The sequence below is a fragment of the Amycolatopsis jejuensis genome, from assembly GCF_000717335.1.
Lineage (GTDB): Bacteria > Actinomycetota > Actinomycetes > Mycobacteriales > Pseudonocardiaceae > Amycolatopsis > Amycolatopsis jejuensis.
In genome coordinates this window covers 1-1379 of record NZ_JNYZ01000092.1, presented here as the reverse complement: position 1 = coordinate 1379, position 1379 = coordinate 1, and the positions used below count along the sequence as shown (strand labels likewise).

The window sequence follows — 1379 nt, the reverse complement described above, 5'->3', positions numbered from 1 at the left end:
GTTTGTGGCGGCGATCCGGGGTGCGGTGTTCCAGCAGTGTCTTCCGGTGGTGACCGACGCGCTTGATGTGCGGGTGGGGACGGTCGGTACTGACGCGGAGATTCTTGGTGGGGTGGATCTTATCCTGGATCGCACGCTGCATCCGGACACTGTCGACAAGCTCGTGGCGAGCGGGTGGCGGGCGTCGGCGGGCTGACCGGGACCGATCAGGGGGTCATCCGGCTGGTACTCTGCGACCGCATCACCCACTGGCTGGGTACCAGGGTGGATGCGGGGTATCGCCGGGGAATGCCGGGCTGGTAGTGAGGTGCTCGACCACGGTCCGCGTCCTGGCAGACGCTCGCGCCTGGTACCGCGGGGAGTCTGGAGTGGTCGCATTCGGGGATTGCGGTCGACTCGGCGGGTGCGGTGTATTGGGCTGATCCGGCGGGTGGTGCGGTGCTGGTGCAGGCGCCGGGCGGGGATGTGGGCCGGGTCGAGGTGTCGTTGCTGGAGGTCCACGGGATCACGTATGACGGTCGTGGTGGCCGGGAAGTGTTGTGGCTGGCCGATCCGGGGTTCAAGATGCGTCCGCCGCGGTACGAGCCGGAGGGTCGTGCTGGTGCGGCGGGGTGTTTCGATCTGGCGACGCGGGAGTTCCGTCCGCTGACTCCGCCGGATCTTCCCGCGTATGCCGGGGATTCGTGGCGGCCGACCGCGGTTGCGGTGAGCGGGGACACGGTCGTGGTGGCCGACGGGTATGGCGCCAGTCTGGTGCACTATTTCCGTGGCTCGGAGTATCTGCTGACGCTCAATGGGAGTGATACGGGGACGGATTTCCAGTGCCCGCATGACATCGCGATCCTCGATGATCAGCGCCTCGTGGTCGCCGATCGCGGTAATCACCGGCTTGTGTCGTTCCGGCTGGATGGCACGTATCTGGGCACGTTCACGGATCCGTTGGTGCGGAGCCCGGCCGGGCTTGCGGTGCGGGACGGCAGGTTGATTGTGGCGGATGTCGAGCGGGCGGTGCTGGCCGTCGATCTCGATGGGGAGCGGGTCGAGGAGATCGTGGCGTATCCGGGGGTGCCGAAACAGCCGGGGTGGCCGAATCTTGATCGTGGCGGGGAGACGGTGCGTCCGGACTTGGCGGTGGGGGTGTTGAACAGTCCGCACAGCGTGGCGGTCGGTGTGGATGGATCGGTGTATGTCACCGAGTTCGTTATTGGTGGGCGTGAGATCCGGCTGGTTCCGGCCGGGCCGGGAAACTGAACGTGGACAGGAGAGTTTCTGTGACGGGAACAGTCAAGCAGCATGCGGTGGCCGCTATTGTGCGGCTGAGTGGGCTCCCCGCCGAGCGGATTCAGGTGACGATCGATCCCGGGCTCGGGGACGGGTTC

Annotated in this window: 1 protein-coding gene and 1 pseudogene; both read left to right on the top strand. The window is 66.6% G+C overall.

Features of this window, described 5'->3' with window-relative positions:
• Positions 1-196, top strand: a pseudogene (locus tag OO71_RS51145) (hypothetical protein); the annotation flags it as partial.
• A gap of 242 nt (positions 197-438) precedes the next feature.
• Positions 439-1251 (top strand): NHL repeat-containing protein, encoded by an 813-nt coding sequence (locus OO71_RS45860; RefSeq protein ID WP_051793275.1) that lies wholly within the window; start codon positions 439-441, stop codon positions 1249-1251.
• The last annotated feature ends 128 nt before the right edge of the window (positions 1252-1379 follow it).